This is a genomic window from Kerstersia gyiorum, from assembly GCF_004216755.1.
In the GTDB taxonomy this organism is placed as follows: Bacteria; Pseudomonadota; Gammaproteobacteria; order Burkholderiales; family Burkholderiaceae_B; genus Kerstersia; species Kerstersia gyiorum.
The window spans coordinates 171,213-190,352 of the sequence record NZ_SGWZ01000007.1 but is presented as its reverse complement, the minus strand read 5'-3'; the positions used below and the strand labels follow the sequence as shown (position 1 = coordinate 190,352).

The 19,140-nt window shown below is 64.7% G+C and carries 12 protein-coding genes; 5 read left to right on the top strand and 7 right to left on the bottom strand.

Annotated features, from left to right (window positions below; translation table 11 throughout):
* Nucleotides 1–146: 146 nt before the first annotated feature.
* From EV679_RS16700 to EV679_RS16690, 3 genes are all read right to left on the bottom strand, one after another.
* Complete coding sequence (locus EV679_RS16700; RefSeq protein WP_068370152.1) at nucleotides 147–1,769, bottom strand: PHA/PHB synthase family protein; 1,623 nt, start codon at nucleotides 1,767–1,769, stop codon at nucleotides 147–149.
* A gap of 101 nt (nucleotides 1,770–1,870) precedes the next feature.
* A complete protein-coding gene (gene pgeF, locus EV679_RS16695) occupies nucleotides 1,871–2,638 on the bottom strand; it encodes a peptidoglycan editing factor PgeF (protein WP_130487809.1) in 768 nt (255 codons plus the stop codon).
* Nucleotides 2,626–3,591, bottom strand: a complete 966-nt coding sequence (locus EV679_RS16690) for an RluA family pseudouridine synthase (RefSeq protein WP_130487808.1) — start codon at nucleotides 3,589–3,591, stop codon at nucleotides 2,626–2,628. The genes pgeF and EV679_RS16690 overlap by 13 nt, the downstream gene beginning before the upstream one ends.
* A gap of 50 nt (nucleotides 3,592–3,641) precedes the next feature.
* On the opposite strand from EV679_RS16690, the gene EV679_RS16685 reads away from it, so the two are divergent.
* Nucleotides 3,642–4,493 carry an outer membrane protein assembly factor BamD gene (locus EV679_RS16685; protein WP_253102223.1) on the top strand — a complete coding sequence of 284 codons (852 nt, stop codon included), beginning with the start codon at nucleotides 3,642–3,644 and terminating at the stop codon, nucleotides 4,491–4,493.
* Nucleotides 4,494–4,514: 21 nt separating this feature from the next.
* On the opposite strand, the gene EV679_RS16680 is transcribed toward EV679_RS16685, so the two are convergent.
* Entirely contained in the window at nucleotides 4,515–6,554 is a 2,040-nt protein-coding gene (locus tag EV679_RS16680; RefSeq protein WP_130487807.1) for a DNA repair helicase YoaA, read from the bottom strand.
* Nucleotides 6,555–6,792: 238 nt separating this feature from the next.
* On the opposite strand from EV679_RS16680, the gene EV679_RS16675 reads away from it, so the two are divergent.
* The 4 genes from EV679_RS16675 to EV679_RS16660 all read left to right on the top strand — a co-directional run bounded on the left by EV679_RS16675 (nucleotide 6,793) and on the right by EV679_RS16660 (nucleotide 15,249).
* Entirely contained in the window at nucleotides 6,793–9,171 is a 2,379-nt protein-coding gene (locus EV679_RS16675) for a Tex family protein (protein WP_068370161.1), read from the top strand.
* Between the two features lie 235 nt (nucleotides 9,172–9,406).
* On the top strand, nucleotides 9,407–10,627 hold the full coding sequence (locus EV679_RS16670) for an efflux RND transporter periplasmic adaptor subunit (protein ID WP_242611515.1): 1,221 nt from the start codon (nucleotides 9,407–9,409) through the stop codon (nucleotides 10,625–10,627).
* A 21-nt stretch (nucleotides 10,628–10,648) separates the two neighbouring features.
* A complete protein-coding gene (locus tag EV679_RS16665) occupies nucleotides 10,649–13,780 on the top strand; it encodes an efflux RND transporter permease subunit (RefSeq protein ID WP_130487806.1) in 3,132 nt (1,043 codons plus the stop codon).
* Entirely contained in the window at nucleotides 13,780–15,249 is a 1,470-nt protein-coding gene (locus EV679_RS16660) for an efflux transporter outer membrane subunit (protein ID WP_130487805.1), read from the top strand. The genes EV679_RS16665 and EV679_RS16660 overlap by 1 nt, the downstream gene beginning before the upstream one ends.
* Nucleotides 15,250–15,451: 202 nt before the next feature.
* Here the strand turns inward: EV679_RS16660 and EV679_RS16655 are convergent, their stop codons facing one another.
* From EV679_RS16655 to zapE, 3 genes are all read right to left on the bottom strand, one after another.
* Nucleotides 15,452–15,913: a hypothetical protein gene (locus EV679_RS16655; RefSeq protein WP_068370170.1), complete on the bottom strand. Its 462-nt coding sequence runs from the start codon at nucleotides 15,911–15,913 to the stop codon at nucleotides 15,452–15,454.
* 285 nt (nucleotides 15,914–16,198) lie between these two features.
* A complete protein-coding gene (locus tag EV679_RS16650) occupies nucleotides 16,199–17,548 on the bottom strand; it encodes a tryptophan--tRNA ligase (protein ID WP_130487821.1) in 1,350 nt (449 codons plus the stop codon).
* Between the two features lie 170 nt (nucleotides 17,549–17,718).
* Complete coding sequence (gene zapE / locus EV679_RS16645) at nucleotides 17,719–18,816, bottom strand: cell division protein ZapE (protein WP_068370172.1); 1,098 nt, start codon at nucleotides 18,814–18,816, stop codon at nucleotides 17,719–17,721.
* Between the last annotated feature and the right edge of the window lie 324 nt (nucleotides 18,817–19,140).

Sequence of the window (19,140 nt, the reverse complement as noted above, 5' to 3'; positions counted from 1 at the left end):
CCTTGCGCGGCAGCTTTCCGCCCCATCAAGAGCATCTTGCCGCAAAATCGGCATTGGCGGTATCGGTACTTGCATGGCCCCGCAACGAAGCCCGGCCTGGGTGCCGCACCGCCTCCTTTGTTCTGTGTCCTGCTTGTGATGTGAGCCTATTCAGCCTTGACCATCACATAGCGTCCCGGTGCAGGTTCCAGCGGTTTGTAGCGGGTATTTCCCAGTTTCTGGGGCGCGCGCCGCTGGCGTCCGCCATGCGGTGCCAGCCACGCCAACCAGTCCGGCCACCAGCTGCCTGCGTGCTGCGTCGCAGCCTGCAGCCATAGGTCCGGATCGGCCGGATAGTCCCCTGCTTCCAGCGTCCAGTGCTGGCGTCGACTGCCGGCAGGCGGATTGACGACACCGGCGATGTGACCGGAAGAGCCCAATACGAAGCGGGTCGGGCCGCGCAATGCCTCCAGGCTGGCATAGGCGGTCTGCCAAGGCACGATATGGTCGTCGCGCGATGCATAGACATAAGCCGGCACGTCCACCAGCCCCAGGTCCAGTGCTTCGCCGCAGACTTCCAGCGCACCGGGCACGCACAGACGGTTTTCCAGATAGGCCTGGCGGAAGTACCAGGTAAAGAACGGCCCCGGCAGGTTGGTACCGTCGGCGTTCCAGTACAGCAGATCGAAGGGCGGTGGCATATCACCCTTCAGATAGTTCGACACGAAATACGACCACACCAGCTCGCGCGGCCGCAAAAAAGCGAAAGTCGTGTTCAGCTCGGCAGCGCGCAACAGCCCGCCCTGCCCCAGTGCCGCATCGCGCAGCGCGGCATGAGCCTCGTCGACAAACACCTTCAGCACGCCAACATCGCGAAAATCCAGCATGGTGGTCAACAGGGTCAGCGCCGCCACCGGCTGCCGGCCCCGGGCCACCGCCACTGCCAGCGCAGCGCCCAGCAAGGTGCCGCCGATACAGAAGCCCAGCGCATTGACCTGCTCCTGGCGGCTGATGTCGGCCGCGACGGCAAGCGCGCGCAATACGCCTTCTTCAACGTAATCATCCCAGCGCGCCAGGGACAGCTGTTCTGCGTCTGCGTCGTCCGGCTGCGGATTGCGCCAGGACACCATGAACACCGTGTGGCCGGCCGCGACCGCATGGCGGACCAGCGAATTTTCCGGGCGCAGGTCCAGGATATAGAATTTGTTGATGCAGGGCGGCACGATGACCAGCGGCCGGGCATGCACCTGCGACGTCAGCGGCTCATACTGGATCAACTGGAACAGCGGGTTTTCATATACCACGGCGCCCGGGCTCACGCCCAGATTGCGGCCCAGTTCGAAAGCGCTTTCGTCACTTTGCAGCATGCGGCCACGCCGCACATCAGCCAGCAGGTTTTCCATACCGCGTGCCAGGCTCGCCCCCGCGCTTTCGCTGGCGCGGCGGATGACATCCGGGTTAAGGGCAAGAAAATTGGAAGGAGCGCTGGCCTCCAGCCACTGCATCAGGCTGAATTCGAGCCGCTCGCGCATCTCGGCGGACATGTCTGCCGAACGCGCCATGCGCGTCAATGTTTGCTCGGCCAGCACATGCAAATGGGCCAGCAACAGGTGCTGCTGGCTCTCGGCCCAGGCCGGGGCACTGAAACGCCGGTCACGCAACGCTGGCAGGCTACCTGATTGCCAGGCCTGCAGCACTTGCCGATAGGCATCCATGAACTCTTGTTGCATGAGCTGCCACGCCTCGGGCGGACAGAAAACCGGTACTGAATCTGACGCTGCTGCCTTCATTCCGCCCACATCGACTCCCTATCGTCTCACTGCTTGCCCGATGTTGCCTGCGCCCGCCAGGGCTGTCAATGCGGCAGCGCAGCACGCACCTGTCGCCGGTATCAGGGCAGCCAGGCCAACGTCGCCTGCCTGCCTGTCATTCCATCACGCCGGTAGGAAAAAAACGCCTGCGTGTCGCTGAATGTACATTCGCCGCTTTGCGCCACGACTTCCACACCCGCCAAGCGCAGGCGACGCTCGGCCAGCGCGGGCAGATTGGCCAGCCATTTGCCCGGCATGCCGGGACGGGGCTGGAAGGCATCGGCAGCCACGGCATCCACCGACACGAAGGCTTGCCGTACCTCTTCACCCACTTCGAATGCCGCCGGCCCGATCGCCGGGCCGATCCAGGCGCGCCAGCCCACCGGGTCCGGACATTTCTGCCGCAGCGCTGCCAATGTGGCCTCCAGCACGCCACCGGCCAGGCCACGCCAGCCCGCATGCGCTGCCCCCAGCGCCTTGCCATGCGCCTCGGCAATGACGACAGGCAGGCAATCTGCCGTAAGAATCGCCAGGACACGGCGGGCCTGGGTCGTTACCGCGGCGTCAGCCTCAGGTTCCGCCGTGCCCGGTTGCGCATCGGCGTCGGCATCATGCACGTGTATTCCGTGCACCTGACGCAGCCATACCGGCGCTCCCGGCAGCGCAGCTGCCAGGCGATTGCGGTTGCGCGCCACGGCCTGGGCATCATCGCCCGCCGCCGCCCCCAGGTTAAGGCTGTCAAAAGGCGCAACACTGCTGCCCCCCTGGCGCGTGGTCGTGAACGCTGCAGCGCCCAGCCAATCCGGCGCTGTCACTACCGGCAAACCCGCCCGGTCTACTCGTCCCATTCGATTGTCTCCCTGACTTGCTGCATATCGGCAGGCACCGGCGCCTGCCATTGGCATAGCCCATGCCCTGCCGGGTCTTCGAAGCGCAACGCGCGCGCATGCAACATCTGCCGCTGCGCGCCCCCTACGGTGCGGCCGCCATAAATTTCATCGGCCAGCAAGGGATGCCCCAGGCTGGCGAGGTGGACACGGATCTGGTGCGTGCGGCCCGTTTCCAGCCGACATACCACTTCCGTGACCGGCAGCGCTTCCACCTTGCCACGCGCCACAACGGAATAATGTGTCACGGCGGGCTTGGGCGCCACGGGACTGTCCACCGCCATGCGGACCGGCACCCGCCGGTCGCGGCCGATCGCTCGGTCCACGGTACCGTCACGCGCCACCCAGCCATGCGCCAGCGCCATGTATTCGCGCCCCATAGTTCGCGCCTGCAGTTGCCGCACCAGGTGCGTCTGCGCCAGTTCATTGCGCGCCACAACCAAGAGGCCCGAGGTATCCTTGTCCAGACGATGCACGATGCCGGCGCGCGCCACGCCAGCCAGCTCCGGGTAACGGTACAACAAACCATTGAGCAGCGTGCCCTGCCAGTTGCCCGCGCCGGGGTGCGTCACCAGTCCTGCGGGCTTGTTGACGACAATCCAGTCCGGGCTGTCGGCAACCACCTCGAAAGCCACGTCCTGCGGCTCGAAGGCCCGGTCTTCCGGCGCAGGCTGGGGCACGACGTTCAGGACATCGCCGGGATAGACGGTGGTCCGCACCTTCGCCGGCGCCGCGCTATCATTGATATGCACCGCGCCCGCTTCGATCCAGGCCTGCAGGCGTGCCCGCGAATGTCCGTCAAGCAGCGCGGCCAGCACCTTGTCGAGCCGGTCGGCACGGAACGATTCCGGCACAACCAACTCCAAAGCGTCATCTTCCGACAAAGAAACCGGGCTATCAGTACGTTCAGGCATGGCGTCGATCTTATAATCAGCCCGGAATGCTAACACCAAGGATATCTTCCGTGATCAGCCAGATTGCCATTTCCTTCCGCCGTCGCGGCTCGTTCAGCCGCTCCGTGCTGCTGCCCGTCGTCCTGGGCTCCGCTGTGCTGCTGTCCGCTTGCGGCACCGCTGGCCGCGAACGCGACATCACCGCCACCTGGACGGCGGAACAGCTTTATCAGGACGCCAAGGCGGAGGTTGACTCGGGCAACTGGACCGCCGCCCGCAACCGTCTCGTCACGCTGGAAAGCCGCTACCCCTTCGGCGTCTACGCACAGCAGGCGCTGATCGACCTTGCCTACGTGAACTGGCGCGACAGCGAGCCCGACCAGGCGCTGGCCACGATCGACCGCTTCCAGCAACAGTATCCCAACCACCCCGGCACGGATTACATGCTGTACCTGAAAGGCCTGATCAGCTTCACGCCGCCCAGCGCCTTCATGGCCAACCTGACCGGCCAGGACCCTTCCGAGCGCGACCCCAAGGGCCTGCGCCAGTCCTATGATTCCTTCAATGAGCTGATCGCGCGCTACCCGGACAGCAAATATGCCCAGGAAGCCCGTGACCGCATGGCATGGCTGGTCAACACCATCGCCATGAACGAAGTGCACGTCGCCCGCTATTACTACGAACGTGACGCCTATCTGGCAGCCATCAACCGCGCCCAGGCGGTGATTACCGACTTCGAAGGCGTCCCGGCCACGGAAGAGGCCCTCAAGCTGATGGTGCTGGCCTACGACAAGCTGGGCCAGACCGACCTGCGCGACGACACTCACCGCGTCCTGCTGGCGAACTTCCCCAACGCCACGCTGGTCATGAACAGCGACTACGACGACAAACCGTCATGGTGGAATCCGGTCGGCTGGTTCTGACCTGACCTGGGCGCCGGCCGATCATTCCTGGCCGGCGCGTTTCCCCGCGGGATCCGCATCCGGCACCTCCACAGCGCGGCGTTCGCGGAAAAAAGCCTTGACGTCTTCGACGTTGCGTGTCCGGGCAAAAGGCGGCAGACCGCGCCACAGGCGCTTGCCATAGGGCTTGTCCACGAGCCGGCTGTCCGCCACCATCAACACCCCCCAATCTGACTCGGTACGAATCAGCCGTCCCGCGCCCTGCTTGAGCGCGATTGCCGCCTCGGGCAGCTGATATTCGCCAAACGGATTGCCGCCGCGCTCGCGGCAAGCCCGCACCCGCGCCTCGACCACCGGGTCGTCCGGCGGCGCGAAAGGTAGTTTGTCGATTGCCACCAGCCGCAGCGCATCGCCGGGCACGTCTACCCCTTCCCAGAACGTAGCGCTGCCCACCAACACGGCATGGGGCTCCTTGCGGAAACGTTCCAGCAACTCGCCGCGAGCCCCCTGCCCCTGGCGCATCAGCGGCCAGTCCCAGCCACGATCGTCATACACAACTTCCAGCGCCTGGGCGATGCGTTCCACCGCCCTCAGCGTCGTGCACAGCACCAACGCGCCACCTTCGCTAGCCGCCAGGACGTCCGCCAACATATCCACGAAAGCCTGGGTAAAACGCGGCGATTGCGGTTCGGGCAGCGAACGCGGTACGAACAGCAGGCCCTGCGCGGCGTAATCGAACGGTGACTCCCAATAACCGATCTCCGCGCCGGACAGGCCCAGTTGGTCGATGAAATGGGCAAAATCGCCCCAGACTGACAGCGTGGCCGAGGTCATGACCCAGGCCTGGCCCGGCGCCCGGCAGCGCGAAAAAGTTTCGCTCACCGACAGTGGTGCACGCTGGATGCGCAGGTGATGCGCACCCAGTTCCACCCAGCGTACTGCCCCGGCGGCAGGCGCCGGCACGGCTGGAGCGCCTTCGGCCGCCGGGACGGCTTTGCCCTGCCAGCGCTCCAGCCGCGCCAGGATGCCCTGCACCGTCCGCTGCGCGGCCGCCAAATCGGGATGGCGTTCGGCACAGGCCTTGAGCACGGCTTCCATTTGCTCCAGCGCGGCGCAAACCTGCTCCAGGCGCGCGCCGAAATCTTCGATACCGAAGCGGGCCAGGCTTTCCAGCGTGGCCTTGCGGCCCGGCGCCTGCTCCAGCGGCGCACACCCCAGCCGCCATTCACGCACCGCCGTTTCCAGCGCTCCGCACAGTTCTGCCCAGTGACAGGACTCCCGCGCCTGTGCCAGGCCCACGGCCTGGACCTGACGCGACAGGTCCAGCAACTGGTGCGTGGAAAGGCTGTCGCCCAGAAAACGTGTCGCCGTATCGGGCAACTGATGCGCTTCGTCGAAAATCACTGCCGAAGCCTCAGGCAGCAGATCCGTCACCCCTTCCTCGCGCAGTGCCAGGTCCGCCATGAACAAGGCATGGTTGACCACAACAATGTCGGCCTCCTGGGCCTGCCGGCGCGCCTTGATCACGAAACAGTCCCGCACATTCGGGCACTCCTGGCCAAGGCAATTATCATGGGTGGAGGTAACCCGCTGCCAGATTTCCGCGGTTTCCGGCACTGTTGCGAGCTCGGCGCGATCGCCCGTCTGGCTTTCGTTCGCAAACACGCGAATACGCCGCAGCTGAGCCACTTCGGAGCGAGAACGCAGGCCGCGGTCATCCTGTTCCAGATTAGCCAGGTGATAGTGGCAGACATAGTTGCCCCGCCCCTTGAGCAGGGCCACGGTGGCCGGTACGGCCAGCGCCGCCCGGACGCGCGGCAGATCGCGCTTGAACAGTTGGTCCTGCAGCGTGCGCGTGCCCGTGGAGATCAGCACCTTGCCGCCCGCCAGCAGCGCGGGCACCAGATAGGCCCAGGTCTTGCCCGTGCCCGTGCCCGCCTCGGCGACCAGCGTCGAGCCGCTGCTCAATGTCCGTGCGATGGCGCGCGCCAACTCCACTTGCGCCACGCGCGGGCGGAACCCCGGCACGCGAGCCAGCGCCCCATCCTCGGCGAACTGCGCCGCCACCTGTGTTTCCAGCATGAACCTTCCGTATGAATCGCAGCGCCAGCGCGCCACCCGCGCACGCCTGGGCCAGGCCAGCCTGCCCCGATATCAGGGGCGGACAGGCCGGATTAACCCGGGACAGCGCAAACCAATGCAAGATCATAGCGCCTGGCGGACGGTCATCCCTGGCACTTATGGCAAAATCGGCCACTTGTCCTGTTGATTCATCCTGTAGTTGTCCTGTTGATTCATCCTGTAGATTACCTGGTACTCCATGTCTGAAACGACCGCCACTTACGTTGCCGAATCGCCCGAACTGGCCCAGCAGCGCATCGTTGCCCAGCTTGCCACCGAGCTGTCCGTCCGCGCCGCCCAAGTGGCCGCCGCGATCGGCCTGCTCGATGACGGCGCCACCGTTCCCTTTATTGCCCGCTACCGCAAGGAAGTGACCGGCGGCCTGGACGACACCGTGCTGCGCAATCTCGAAGTGCGCCTGTCCTACCTGCGCGAACTTGAAGACCGCCGCAGCGCCATCCTGGCGTCCATCCACGAACAGGGCAAGCTGACCGAAACCCTGCGCCAGGAAATCTCGCAGGCCGACACCAAGCAGCGCCTGGAAGACCTGTACGCCCCCTACAAGCCGAAGCGCCGTACCCGGGCCCAGATCGCCCGCGAAGCCGGGCTGGACGCGCTGGTCGATGCCATCCTCGCCGACGCCAAGGCCGATCCGGCAGTGCTGGCGGAAAACCATCTCAATGCAGAAGCCGGTTTTGCCGACGCCAAGGCAGCGCTGGACGGCGCACGCGACATCCTCGCCGAGCGCTATGCCGAGGATGCCGACCTGCTGGCTAGTTTGCGCGATTTCGTCTGGCGCTCCGGCCTGCTCTACGCCAAGGTCGTGGAAGGCAAGGAAGCCGAAGGCGCCAACTTCCGCGACTGGTTCGATTTCAATGAAGCGCTGCGCAGCCTGCCTTCGCACCGTATCCTGGCGCTCCTGCGTGGCCGCCAGCAGGGTGTGCTGGACTTGCGCGTGGGCCTGGAAGCCGAGCAGGAAGCCCTGCTGCCGCACCCCTGCGTATCGCGCATTGCCCGTCATTTCGGCTGGAACGACAGCCTATACGCCGCCGACGCGACGGCGCACGAACGCTGGATCGGCGAAGTCTGCCGCTGGACCTGGCGCGTCAAGCTCCTGACCGCATTCGAAAGCGAAATGCTGACCCGTCTGCGCGAGGACGCCGAAGCCGAGGCCATCCGCGTGTTCGCCGCCAACCTCAAGGACCTGCTGCTGGCCGCGCCCGCCGGCCCCAAGTCCGTGCTCGGCCTGGACCCCGGCATCCGTACCGGCGTCAAGGTCGCAGCCATCGACCGCACCGGCAAACTGCTCGACACCGCAACGGTCTACCCGTTCGAACCGCGCCGTGACCGGGAAGGCGCCTTGCGTACACTTGCCATGCTGGCCGCGCGCCATGGCATCGAACTGGTTGCCATCGGCAATGGCACCGCCTCGCGTGAAACGGAAAAACTCGTGGCCGACCTGATGGCTCGCCATCCCGAACTGGGCCTGACCCGCGTCGTCGTCTCGGAAGCTGGCGCCTCGGTCTACTCCGCTTCGGAACTGGCGGCGCAGGAATTCCCCGACCTGGATGTCAGCCTGCGCGGCGCCGCCTCGATTGCGCGCCGCCTGCAGGACCCGCTGGCCGAGCTCGTCAAGATAGACCCCAAGGCCATCGGCGTCGGGCAATACCAGCATGACGTGAACCAACGTGAATTGGCCCGTTCGCTAGACGCCGTCGTGGAAGACTGCGTAAACGCGGTCGGCGTGGACGTGAACACCGCATCGGCCGCCCTGCTGACCCGCGTCTCCGGACTCAGTTCGCTGGTCGCGCGCAACATCGTCGCCTACCGCGACCAGCACGGCCCCTTCCCGGAACGCAGCAAACTCAAGGACGTGCCCCGCTTCGGCGACAAGGCCTTCGAACAGGCGGCAGGCTTTCTGCGCATTCCCAACGGCCACAACCCGCTGGATGCGTCGTCGGTGCACCCCGAGGCCTACCCTGTCGTGGCGCGCATCCTGGACAAGATCAAGGCTGACGTGCGCCAGGTCATCGGCCAGCGGGAGGCCCTCAAGGGGCTTTCGCCCAGCGAATTCACCGATGATCGCTTCGGCCTGCCCACGGTGCGTGACATTTTCTCCGAGCTGGAGAAACCTGGCCGCGACCCGCGCCCTGAATTCAAGACGGCGCAGTTCAAGGAAGGCGTGGAAACCCTGAACGACCTGCTTCCGGGCATGGTGCTGGAAGGCGTGATCACCAACGTCGCGAACTTCGGCGCCTTCGTGGACATTGGCGTGCACCAGGATGGGCTGGTACACATTTCCGCGCTTTCGGAAAAATTCGTCAAGGACCCGCGCGACGTGGTTCGCGTCGGTCAGACCGTGACGGTCAAGGTACTGGAAGTGGATGCGGCTCGCAAACGCGTGGCCCTGACCATGCGCCTGAACGACGATGCGCTGCCGGCGGCCCGCCGCAGCGGTGATGCCCCCGCCAGCCGGCGCGGCAACAACGGCAATGGCGGGCAAGGCGGCAAGGGCCGGGGCGAGACGGCGCCCTTCAACAACGCCATGGCAGCTGCCCTGGCCAAGCTGAAGCGCTAGCCCAGCTTCAGGCGCCCTGCCTTGCTTTCGGCCCCTGCCGCCAGCCGCTCCGGTTTGGCGGTGGGGGCCGTTCTCCATGCCGGTACGCCGACAATACCGGCAGGTAAATTTGTCGGCCCCGCTCCGGGTGCCGTTCCATCCAAGTTCCGGCCTTTCCCCGTCCTGCCTGCGCCTGCATCCAAATTTCCTACACATTCCCGGGTTAGAGTAACGTTCCCAGCGCTCAAAGGTTTTCATGATGTCCGCACGTCCGTCTTCCGGTTCTGCCCGCTCCGTTTCCTGGTCAGGCCTGCGCCCCCTGCTGTTACCCATGTTGTTGGCAATGGCGCTGGCTGCCTGCACCAAGGAGCAGCAGGCCCCGACGGCCACCGGCCCCGCCGAAGTCATCGTGCAATCGGTCGTCGCGCAACCGCTGGCCATGAACCAGCGGCTGCCTGGCCGGACAGTGGCTTACATGATTTCCGATGTGCGCCCGCAAGTCAGCGGCATCCTGCAAAAACGGCTTTTCACCGAAGGGCAGCAGGTCAAGGCAGGCGAAGTGCTCTACCAGATCGACCCGGCCACCTACCAGGCCGCATTCGACAGCGCCAAGGCCAACCTGGCGCAGGCTGAGGCCGCCGTGCTCGCCGCCCGACCCAAGGCCCAGCGCTATGCCAACCTGTTGAAACTCGATGCGGTCAGCCGCCAGGCGGCCGACGAGGCCCAGGCCACCCTGCGCCAGAACGAAGCGGCGGTATTGGCAGCCCGAGCGGCGCTGCAGACGGCGCGCATCAACCTGGACTACACCCGCATCACGGCGCCGATTTCCGGCGTGGTGGGCACATCCGCCTATACCCCTGGCGCCCTGGTCACCGGCAACCAGGAAGCGCCGCTGACCACCATTCGGCAGCTGGACCCGATCTATGTCGATGTGGCGCTCTCCAGCGCCCAGTTGCTGTCGCTGCGCAAACGCATGAGCAGCGGCGACCTGAAATCGGCAGGCGAAGCCATAGACGTGCGCCTGCTGCTGGAAGATGGCAGCACCTACGACCACAGCGGCTCGCTGGCCTTCATCGGCACCTCGGTAGGCACCGACACCGGCGACGTGCTGTTGCGCGCGCTCTTCCCCAATCCCGACGGCCTACTGCTGCCCGGCATGTATGTGCGTGCCGAACTGCCGATGGCGATCAACGACAACGCCATTCTCGTGCCCCAGACCGCCATCACGCGCAATACCCGCGGCGAAGCCACGGTACAGCTGGTCGACGACGGCAACAAGCTCGCGCAACGCGTCGTCGAGCTGGGCGACGCCATCGGCGACCAATGGGTAGTGCTGTCCGGCATCCAGGCCGGTGATCGCCTGGTCACGGCCGGCGGCAGCCGCCTGAAACCCGGCGCAGACGTCAATCCCGTCAACCAGGAAGCCAGCGCCGAGACCGCGCCCATGTCCCCGGTTGCCGCTTCCGCCGCCCGATAAGCCCGCGAGGAGCCTGACGCCGTGTCCCGTTTCTTCATCGACCGTCCCATCTTCGCCTGGGTCATCGCCATCGTCATCATGCTGGCCGGCATTCTGTCGATCAAGCTGTTGCCGCTGGAGCAATACCCTGATATCGCTCCCCCTTCCGTTTCCATACGCGCCACCTACAACGGCGCATCGGCGGAAACGGTGGAAAACTCGGTCACCCAGGTCATCGAGCAGCAGATGACGGGGCTGGACAACCTGATGTACATGTCCTCGACCAGCAGCTCGTCGGGCACATCGCAAATCTCGCTCACCTTCGAATCGGGCACCAACCCGGATACCGCACAGGTCCAGGTCCAGAACAAGCTCAAGCAGGCCGAGCGCATGCTGCCCGAGCCGGTGCAGGACACAGGTGTGACGGTCACCAAGTCGTCGGGCAACATATTCATGGTGCTGGCCTTCACGTCCGAAGATGACAGCATGAACCGCACCGACATCGCCGACTACATGGCGGCGACGCTGCAGGACCCCATCGGCCGTGTGAACGGCGTGGGCAACGTGCAGGTGATGGGGTCCAAATACTCCATGCGCATCTGGCTCGACCCCGATAAGCTGCGCACCTACACGCTCATGCCTTCGGATGTCTCCAATGCCATCCAGGCGCAGAACAATGACGTGTCCTCGGGCGCGCTGGGCGCCCTGCCTTCCATCGACGGCCAGCGCCTCAATGCCACCATCAGTTCGCGCAGCCGCCTGCAAACGCCCGAGCAGTTCGAACGCATCATCCTCAAGTCCTCCCCGAACGGCAGCGTGGTCTACCTGTCGGACGTCGCCACGGTGGAACTGGGCAGCGAAAGCTACGCCATCAGCAGCCAGTTCAACGGCAGGGTATCCGCCGGGCTGGGCATAGAACTGGCCAGCGACGCCAACGCGCTGGATGTCTCCAAGGCGGTCAAGGAAAAACTGGCGCAGCTCGCCGAGTTCTTCCCGCCCGGCCTGACCTACCAGGTGGCCTACGACACCACGCCTTTTGTACAGATATCCATCCAGGAGGTCGTCAAGACCCTGATCGAAGCCATCGTCCTGGTGGTGTTGATCATGTACCTGTTCCTGCAGAACTGGCGCGCCACGCTGATACCGGCGATCGCCGTTCCCATCGTGCTGCTCGGGACCTTCGGCGTGCTGGCGGCACTGGGTTATTCCATCAATACCCTGAGCATGTTCGGCATGGTGCTGGCCATCGGCCTGCTGGTGGACGACGCCATCGTGGTGGTGGAAAACGTGGAACGCGTGATGGTCACCGAAGGCCTGTCACCGCGCGAAGCCACGCGTAAATCCATGGGGCAGATCACCGGCGCGCTGGTCGGCATCGCGCTGGTCCTGACGGCGGTGTTCCTGCCCATGGCGTTTTTCGGCGGTTCCACCGGCATGATCTATCGCCAGTTCTCCGTCACCATCGCGGCCTCCATGATTCTCTCCGTGCTGGTCGCCATGACGCTGACGCCCGCACTCTGCGCCAGCTTCCTCAAGCCGCTTTCCGCCGGCGGCCATGCCAGCCCGCGTGGCCCGCTGGGACGCTTTTTCGGCTGGTTCAACCATGCCTTCGACCGCAGCGCCACGCGCTATCAGCACGGCGTTCAGCGAGTCGTCACACACCGCCTGGCCTCGCTGCTGGTCTATGCGCTGCTGATCGCCGCCATGGCCTTGCTGTTCTGGCGCCTGCCCACTTCCTTCCTGCCTGAGGAAGACCAGGGCATCCTGATGGTGCAGGTCAAGCTGACCCCGGGCACCACCCAGGAAGTCACCGTGGACACCATGGGCCAGTTGACCGACTACGCGCTCAGCCAACCTGAAATCCAGTCCGTCATGGCCATTTCCGGCTTCAGTTTCAGCGGCAACGGCCAGAACGTCGGCATGGCTTTCGTCAAACTCAAGGACTGGTCGGAACGCAAGGCCAATGCCCAGGAAGTGGGCCGGCGCATTTCCAGCGAAATGGCAAAGATCAAGGATGCCCAGATCTTCGCCATGGCGCCCTCGGGCATCCCCGGCATGGGCCGCAGCGCCGGCTTCACGCTGCAATTGCAGGACCTGGGCGGCCTCGGGCATGAAGCCCTGGTCGCCGCCAAGGACGAATTGCTGCGCCTGGCTGCCGACAACCCCCAGCTGATCAACGTACGGTACGGTGGCCAGGAGGACTCCCCCTCCTTTGACATCAAGATCGACGATGCACGCGCCGCCGCGCTGGATGTCTCGCTGGGCGACATCAACAATACCCTGTCCATCGCCATGGGCGGCTCCTACGTCAACGACTTCATCAATCGGGGCCGCATCAAGAAGGTCTACGTCCAGGGGCAGGCGGAAGCCCGCATGCTGCCGCAGGACATCAACCGCTGGTGGGTGCGCAACGGCAATGGCGAAATGGTTTCCTTCGCCGCCTTCGCCACCAATGGCTGGAGCCAGGCGCCAGCCGCCCTGGCACGCTTCAATGGCTCGTCTTCGCTGGAAATCACGGGCGAACCGGCGCCCGGCGTCAGCTCCGGCACAGCCATGACCGAAATCGCAAGCCTGGTCACGCAGTTGCCGGCCGGCATTGGCTATGCCTGGTCCGGCCTGTCCTACCAGGAACAGATTTCCGGCGCCCAGGCGCCACTGCTCTATGCCGTGTCGCTGCTGTTCGTCTTCCTGTGCCTGGCGGCGCTGTACGAAAGCTGGTCCATTCCGTTCTCGGTCATGCTGGCTGTTCCCATCGGCATCGTAGGCGCACTGCTGCTGACATACACACGCGGCCTGGCCAACGATGTCTACTTCCAGGTCGGCCTGCTGGCCACCGTGGGGCTGGCGGCGAAAAACGGCATTCTGATCGTGGAGTTCGCGCGCGACCTCGAAAACCGCGGCATGACGCTGCTGGATGCCACCCTGCATGCCGCGCGCATGCGTTTGCGGCCCATCATCATGACGTCGCTGGCGTTCCTGCTGGGTGTCTTCCCGCTGGTAATCAGCTCAGGCGCGGGTGCCGGTGGCCGCCACTCCCTGGGGACCGGCGTCTTTGGCGGTACGCTGGTTTCGACCTTGCTGGGTATTTTCTTCGTGCCGCTTTTCTATGTCATCGTGCGCAGCCTGCTGCCAGGGCGCAAGCATGTCACACGCCATGACGAGGATCCAAGCTGATGTTCCTGTCACACCTTGCTTCGCGCCGTCTGGGGCTGGCCGCCCTGGCCATTGCCCTTGGCGGCTGCTCCACCCTGGCGCCCGATTATGAACGCCCGCCGCTGCCCGTCCCCGCCAGCCTGGATGGCGCCAGCCCGGACACGACAGCCGTAACCTATATGCCGGCCGCCTGGCGCGCCGTGTTCGTCGACCAGCAATTGCGCGAGGTCATGGAACTCGCGCTTGCCAACAACCGCGATCTGCGCGTGGCCCTGCTCAATATCGAGAAAGCGCGGGCGCAATACCGCATCCAGCGCGCCGACAGCTGGCCCTCGGTCAATCTGAACGGCCAGCACAGCGCGTCGCGCAGCGTCATTGGCGAAGATGCCACCCAGGTCAACCGCAGCAGCTCGCTGCAGGCAGGCCTGAGCAGCTGGGAACTGGACCTCTTCGGACGGCTGCGCAGCCTCAACCAGCAGGCGCTGGAAACCTATCTGGAGACGGAGCAGACCCAGCGCAGCACGCAACTCAGCCTGTTGTCGGAAACCGCCAGCGCCTGGCTGGAGATTGCCGCCAGCCAGCAGCGCCTGGCCGTGGCCCGGGATACCCTGGCCAGCCAGCAGCGCACGCTGGCGCTGACCCGCGCCATGCACGACGAAGGCATAGTGTCCGGCGTCGACCTGGCCTCGGTGCAGGCCAGTGTGGAGAGCGCCCGGGTCGACGTCTCGGCCTATGAAACAGACCTGGCACAAGCACACAACGCACTCGACCTGCTGGCCGGAACCGCCGTCCCCGACAGGCTGCTGCCAGACGCCGGCCTGGATGCCATGCAGGCGTCCGTCATCCTGAGCGAACTGCCGGCCGGACTGCCTTCCAGCGTACTGTTGCTGCGTCCTGACGTCCAGGCAGCCGAACACGCGCTGCTCGCTGCGAACGCGAATATCGGCACCGCGCGCGCGGCGTTTTTCCCCAGCATTTCCCTCACAGCCGGAGCCGGCATCGGCAGCCAGAGCCTGTCGGACCTGTTCGATGGCGGCGGACACCGCATCTGGTCATTCGCGCCCAGCATTACCCTGCCCATCTTCAATGCCGGGGCCCTGCGTGCGGAACTGGATGTCGCGACTCTCAGCCGCGACATCAATGTCGCCCAGTACGAACGTGCCATCCAGACCGCCTTCAGGGAAACGGCCGATGCGCTGGCGGTACGCGCACGGATTGCAGAACGTCTCGATGCCCAGCAGGCGCTGGTCGCCGCGACCCAGCGCAGCTATGACCTTGCCGATGCACGCTATCGCAATGGCGTGGACAGCTACCTGGAAACGCTGACTGCGCAACGCAGCCTTTATGCCGCGCGCCAGAGCCTGATCAGCCTGCGGCTGGAAGAAGCCATCAACCGCATCACCCTGTTCAAGGTGCTGGGCGGAGATGCCAGCAACGAAGCGGCGCCGGTCGCTGCATCAGCAGGCACTGCCTCCGCACTTGCCCCCTGACCCTGGTGCCCTGGCTCGGGCAGGCGAACGCAGGCAGCGCACAGCCTGCCTGCCAGTCAGACGCCGCATAAACGACCACGCCTGATCGACCCGGCCCTGCGTGGGGCGATGTCATGCAGGCAGGGGGGGCATGTACGTGCGCACATGGTGTGTGAGGACCTGCGTGAAAATGATGCCCGTGGTGGGTGCAGCGCAGCCCGTGTTACTCGAGCTCGGCCCGGTTGAGGACTGCGCCGCCCTGCGCCTTCAGGCTCGAAGCCAGGCTGAGAGTGCTGGCCGCATGGATATGACAAGCGTCTGCAGCACCGAACTCACGCAGCGCGCCGTTAATATAGACGGAAAAATACTCGTCACTACCCACGCCCAGGTGCTGAGCGACCACCTGGGCCGTCCCGCCAATCAGGGCCGCATCGCCAGCCTCCAGGCCTTCGATGGCGCAATTGCTGGCAATGAGATTCGCCAGTGCCAGCCCATGCAGGGCTGGCACTGACGCCATTTCGGCGATCGCGCTATCCGGCGGCGTCTGAATCAGGGGCAAGGCCTTGGATCCAGCCGGCTGCGCTGCCGCCGCAGACAGGCTGGCCACGGCGGCCAGGAATGCCACAACGGTGTGCGCAACACGCGGGCGGCGCAAATCGAAACGAAAACATTCAGGAAAAGTCATGGGCGATCTGCCGGATATTCATTCGCAGGAACATTCATTTTCTGCATAGGTCTTTTCCTGCATAGACCCTTGGACGAATAGGCCTTTTTGCGGGAGCAGCCTGAGAGAAACACGCACAGGCGCGTCCCGCCGCCCGTTCTGCGCAGAGCCGGCCCGCCGGCAAGACGCTGCGCACAGCCTGTCGCCACTCCTGCTGCCATATCAACTGTCCAAGCGGTGCAAGAAGCGTGTCATGCCGCCCATTCTGGACGGGGGCATGTTCACGTCAAGCTAGCCAGCTGGCCCTCAGGCCTGTTTCAGGACTTCCAGTTCCCAGCGCAGGCGTTCGTCGAAGCCCGCCACATCCTGGCTGCCGGTCGCCAGCGCCGCGCCATCCAGCGACACCACCCAGGCACCGTCGGCAAATGCGATGGACACGCTATCCGGCTCGGCCACCAGGCGCCGCGTGACCGCGCCGATATCCTTGGGGTTGGCGAAAACACGCGACAGCAGCAGTTCATCGCCGTTGCCGCTCAGCAGACGGAAACGAAACGCACCGTCATCATCGCGGAAACTCACAAAGCGTGGCGGCTTCGGCAGGGTCGCGCTTTCTTCCTTGTTCGCGGCTGGCGCAACCGAGGTTTTCAGGCTGCGCAGGCCGACCGCCGCACGCAGGGTTTCCAATGCCGGAATGGATTCCTGGCGCGCCTTGCGCGCGCCAGCCAGCAGGATGTCCTCGATGTCGTCCGGACGAGCGATCAGGGACTCATAGCGCTCACGCATCGGCGCCAGCATGCGTTCCAGCAAGGCCAGGAAAGCCTTCTTGGCATCGCCCCAGCCCATGCCATCCAACAGCTGCTGGCGGAACGCCGCCGTTTCCTCGGCACTGCCGAAGGCACGGTAGAGCGTGAACAGATGCGATGCATCCGGGTCCTTGGCTTCCCCCGGCTCACGCGAATCGGTGACGATGCGCATGACGGCATCCTGCAACGCGCGCGCGCCGCCGGCGAACAACGGAATCGTGTTGTCGTAGCTCTTGGACATCTTGCGGCCATCCAGGCCCGGCAGGGTCGCAACTTCTTCGGCGATCTCCACCGAAGGCAATACGAACAGGTCCTTACCCTGACCGTACAGATGGTTGAAACGCTGAGCAATATCGCGTGCCATTTCCAGGTGCTGGATCTGGTCGCGTCCCACCGGCACACGGTGGGCATTGAACATCAGAATATCGGCCGCCATCAGCACCGGATAGGAGAACAGGCCCATGGTGATGCCGTCGTCGGCCTCGGCCTCGCGCGCCAGGTTCTGGTCCACGGCAGCCTTGTAGGCATGCGCGCGGTTCATCAGGCCCTTGGAGGTCACGCAGGTCAGCAGCCAGGACAGTTCCGGGATTTCCGGAATGTCGGACTGGCGATAGAAAGTGACGCGCTCGGTATCCAGCCCTGCCGCCAGCCAGGTCGCCGCGATTTCCAGGCGCGAACGCGCAATGCGCTCGGGATCATCGCACTTGATCAGTGCGTGGAAATCGGCCAGGAAGAAGTAGGCATCGACATCCGGTTCCGTGCTGGCGTTGATCGCCGGACGGATGGCACCCGCATAATTACCCAGATGAGGGATGCCGGTGGTGGTAATGCCTGTCAGTACACGCGTAGTCATGGTATCGGTAAAAAGCAAGGCTGGACGGAACCGCGCCACGCCATCCAGGCGCAACACGGCTTAACGGTCCAAGTGTAACGCGGCTGACGCCGGGTTCGCAGGGCAGCAGCCGGGAATACAGCCCGCCGGTACGGTGTGCGCGCTGCCATGCGCCCCCGCCAACCACAGGATCAAAGCGCAGACACCATTCGGCGCTCGCTCTCCAGGTACTCGCGCGACTGCATTTCCACGATGCGCGACACGGTACGGTGGAACTCATTGGCCATGGGGCCATCGACATACAGTTCCTCGGCCTCGCACTGGGCCGACATGACCAGCTTCACCTTGTGGTCATACAGGACGTCGATCAACCAGGTGAAGCGTCGCGCCGCCGACGCATCGCGTGCGGTCATGCGCGGCACATCCGATAGCAGCACGGCCTCGAATCGCGCCGCCAGCGCCAGGTAGTCGTTCTGTGAGCGGGGGCCGTCGCACAGGGTCGCGAAATCGAACCACACGACGTCTTCGGCCAGCCGCACCGCCGTAAGCTGACGATGCTCGACTTCCAGCACCGGCGGCTCCTGGCTTGGCGTGCGCGCAAAATGCGCGAAGGCCTTTTCCATGTGGGCATCGGCCTGCGGCCCCAGCGGCGTGTAATAGCATTCGACCTGTTCGAGCGCACGCTGGCGATAGTCCACGCCGGTATCCACGTTCATGATGTCCATGCGCTCCTTGATCAGCTCGATGGCCGGCAGGATGCGATCACGGTGCAGGCCTTCCGGATACAGCGTGGAAGGCTCGTAGTTGGAGGTCATGATGAAGGACACGCCGTACTCGAACATTTTGAGCAGCAGGCGGTAGAGAATCATCGCGTCCGCGACATCCGACACGTGGAACTCGTCAAAGCAGATCAGCTGGTATTTGTCCGCGACACGCCGCGCCACTTCGTCCAGCGGATCTTCCATCCCCTTGACCGATTCCAGTTCCTTGTGGACGCCACGCATGAATTCATGGAAATGCAGTCGGCCCTTGCGTTCCACGGGCGCGGTTTCGAAGAAGGCATCCATGAGGAAGCTCTTGCCGCGTCCGACACCGCCCCAGAAATAGACCCCGCGCGGAGCGGGCTCGTGCCGCCGGAACAGGCGCCCGAACAGGCCACCGCCGCGTTTCAGATAGACTTCCCAATCTTCGTAATAACGCTGCAGCCGCTCTATCGCCTTGCGCTGGGCAGCGTCCGGCTTGTAACCGCGCTCGGCCAGAGCATGTTCGTAGTACTCGATGACATTCATGCGCCCATCACTCCATGGCATTCGCGAACAAAGCGTGAGATGCACCGGGCTGTGCCATCATCTTCCGCTCAAAAGAGCGATTGTAAGTGCCTGTTGGCAGCAGAACCACAGACATCCCTGAAAATCCTGTCAAAACCACGACACGTGCACGCAATCTCCGTCAGCTGATGGATGCACTCCGCCCGTCAACGCCCCACGCAGCGGGACGACTGCGCGGCCCCGGCGCCAAGCTTGTCTGCGCCTGTCCTGCTTGCTACCCCTGTCCTGCTTGCTGCACCTAGCGCTGCTTCGCTACCCTTGCCGTGCCGCACTGCCCAGGCCTGC